Source organism: Paraburkholderia sp. CNPSo 3076 (assembly GCF_026343935.1).
Lineage (GTDB): Bacteria > Pseudomonadota > Gammaproteobacteria > Burkholderiales > Burkholderiaceae > Paraburkholderia > Paraburkholderia nodosa.
The window spans coordinates 1-2642 of record NZ_JAPMAL010000102.1; the positions used below are offsets into that span (position 1 = coordinate 1).

The 2642-nt window shown below is 63.0% G+C and carries 2 protein-coding genes; both read right to left on the minus strand.

Annotated features, from left to right (window positions below; translation table 11 throughout):
* Window positions 1–379 precede the first annotated feature (379 nt).
* Window positions 380–1588 (minus strand): IS91 family transposase, encoded by a 1209-nt coding sequence (locus tag M3A49_RS42105; RefSeq protein WP_266233965.1) that lies wholly within the window; start codon window positions 1586–1588, stop codon window positions 380–382.
* 8 nt (window positions 1589–1596) lie between these two features.
* Window positions 1597–2475: a tyrosine-type recombinase/integrase gene (locus tag M3A49_RS42110; protein ID WP_266233964.1), complete on the minus strand. Its 879-nt coding sequence runs from the start codon at window positions 2473–2475 to the stop codon at window positions 1597–1599.
* Window positions 2476–2642 lie beyond the last annotated feature (167 nt).

The window sequence follows — 2642 nt, forward strand, 5'->3', positions numbered from 1 at the left end:
TTATGGCCTCGAGGCCATAATGCAGAGGTTTTTTTGGTTAGCGATCGCGGCCGCAGACGCCTGAACAGGCTAAGCGAGGCCAATCCGAGATCGGTAATCAAAAAAACGTTTGTGCTAAACCGCTCCACGGGCGGTGGCGGCTATGGGCATTGAATGAACGACTCGGTGGTTCGCGATACTCGGGGCGTGACTATCGCTCCGAGGTTCAGGGCGAGCGAGTGCGGGATGCACAGTGAGCGCGGCAGCAATGCGAGCTTCAGTGGGCGGGTAAGCCGAAGTTTCGGAGCATTGTGCTGCGAGAGCATACCGAAGACACGAGTTCGGGCACGCAGGCCTGATCGGGCAAGGCGAGCGTGTTGGGCGAAAGTGTCGATATCGGCTAGTGCACATGGGCGGGAGCAGGCGGAGCCCGCGGAAGGATGCCGGGCACGCCGCCTTCGATGCGGACCATGTGGCCCTTGCCGCACACGGGGCAGTCACGCAATGACCTGCCGGTGAGCCGCTGGTACCGGTCGCGGTAATCTTCTCCGTTGGCGGGTGATTCGGCGGCGGGCGGCTCGACGCCGAGCAGGTGCCGGCAGATGGCCAGGCGCTGCGCTCGGTGGCAGTTGGCGAGCCAGCCGTAGCTGCGAATGCGCTTGAAGCCGTCGGGCAGCACGTGCAGCAGGAAGCGGCGGATGAACTCGTCAGCCGTGAGCGTCATGGTCCTGTGCCGGGCCTCGTGCCGGTAGTCCTTCCAGCGGAACTGCACGCCGTTTCCGTCGAAACCCAGCAGCCGGTTATTGGAGATGGCGACGCGATGGGTATAGCGCCCCAGGTAATCGAGCACATGTTCGGCACCGCCAAAGGGTGGCTTGGCGTAGACGACCCACTCAGACCTGGCAGCGGGCGCAAGCCAGGCAGCGAATTCCCTGGCATCCCTTAGGAATTCGAGCTGGCCGTGCAGGCGAAGCATGCCAGCGTCAAAAGCGCGGCGCAGCTGCTCGAGGAACAGTCGGCGAAAGAGTCGTGAGAGCACCCGCACGGGCAGGAAGAATCCGGGGCGGCAAGTGATCCAGCGTTCACCGTCCGGGGAGATGCCACCACCGGGCACGACACAATGCACGTGCGGGTGGTGCAGCAGATTCTGCCCCCACGTGTGCAGGATCGTGATGAAGCCGATCTCGGCGCCCAGGTGCTTCGGATCGGCAGCGATCGTGCGAAGCGTCTCGGCGCTGGCGCGAAACAGCATGTCGTAGAGCACGCGTTTGTTCTGGTACGCGAGAGTCGCGATGGGTTCGGGAAGCGTGAAGACGACATGGAAGTACTCGGTCTCGGGAAGCAGCTCGGCCTGCCGGCGTTCAAGCCATTGCGCACGGGCGAGCGACTGGCACTTTGGGCAATGTCTATTGCGGCAAGAGTCGTAGGCGATGCGCTGATGGCCGCACGCGTCGCACCGCTCGACATGCCCGCCGAGCGCGGCGGTACGACAAAGCTCGATGGCGCTCATCACGCGCCGCTGGACACGAGTGAGCCCCTCGGCGTGGGTCTGCCGATACTGCGGACCACAGCGGCGAAGGATGTCCGCCACCTCGAGCGCCGGGCGCATCGCCGGCTTCAGAAGTACTCGGGCGCAGGTGGCGGCGATGGAATCGGCGCGGCGTGCGGCAGCAGATCGAAGGGACTCGCTGTCGCACATACGGTGCTGGTCGCGATTCTCAAGTAGCGCGAAGTAGTCGCGAGGGACCTATGGCCCATGAGCAGCTGGATCCTGCGCACATCGGTACCGGCTTCGAGCAGATGGGTCGCGAATGCATGCCTCAGGGAATGCGGTGTTATCGGCTTCCGGATGCCACATCGTTGGCGAGCGAGAGCGCAGATTCGCGAGACGGCGCCCCGCGTGATGGGGTGTCCAGGAATATCACCTGGAAACAGCCAGCCGCGGGGGTGAGCGTCTTGCCAGTACGTTCTGAGGATCTCGAGCAGACGCGGCGAGAGCATTACGTAGCGATCCTTGCGGTTCTTGCCCTGGTTCACACGGATGACCATGCGCTTGCTGTCGATGTCCGTGACCTTCAGGTGGACGACTTCCGACACGCGCAGGCCGGCTGCGTAGGCAACCATCAGGATGGTCCGATGCTTCAGGCTGGGGATCGAGTCGAAGAAGGTGGTGACCTCCTCCAGGCTGAGGACAACCGGCAGGCGGACCGGCTTCCTGGGCAATGGGAAATCCTCGTCACTCCAGTCACGTTTGAGCGTCACGCGATAGAGAAAGCGCAGTGCACCGATCGCCGGGCTGAGACTGGCGGGTGCCAGTTTGCGCTCTTCGCGGAGATAGATTAGCCAGGCCCGGATCTCCTCGGGACCCAGCAGTTCGGGCGAACGGCGGAAGTGTCGGGCGAAACTGGATACCTGAATCAAATAGGACTTCTGGGTATTCTCTGCAAGGTTGCGGATCTGCATGTCATGCAGCATGCGTTGGCGCAGTGGCGTCATGGCGAACCTCCTGGAAGCAGTGGGTGGAATGCCCAACCGGGCGTTCACATACTGCTCCTGGCGATATCGATCACCGCCTCGCCGGGGTTCAGCGCCAGACGACCCACTTCATGAAAAGTCAGCCACAAACCTGTGCCCACCTCCCACTACCGCGTCAGCGGTTTAGT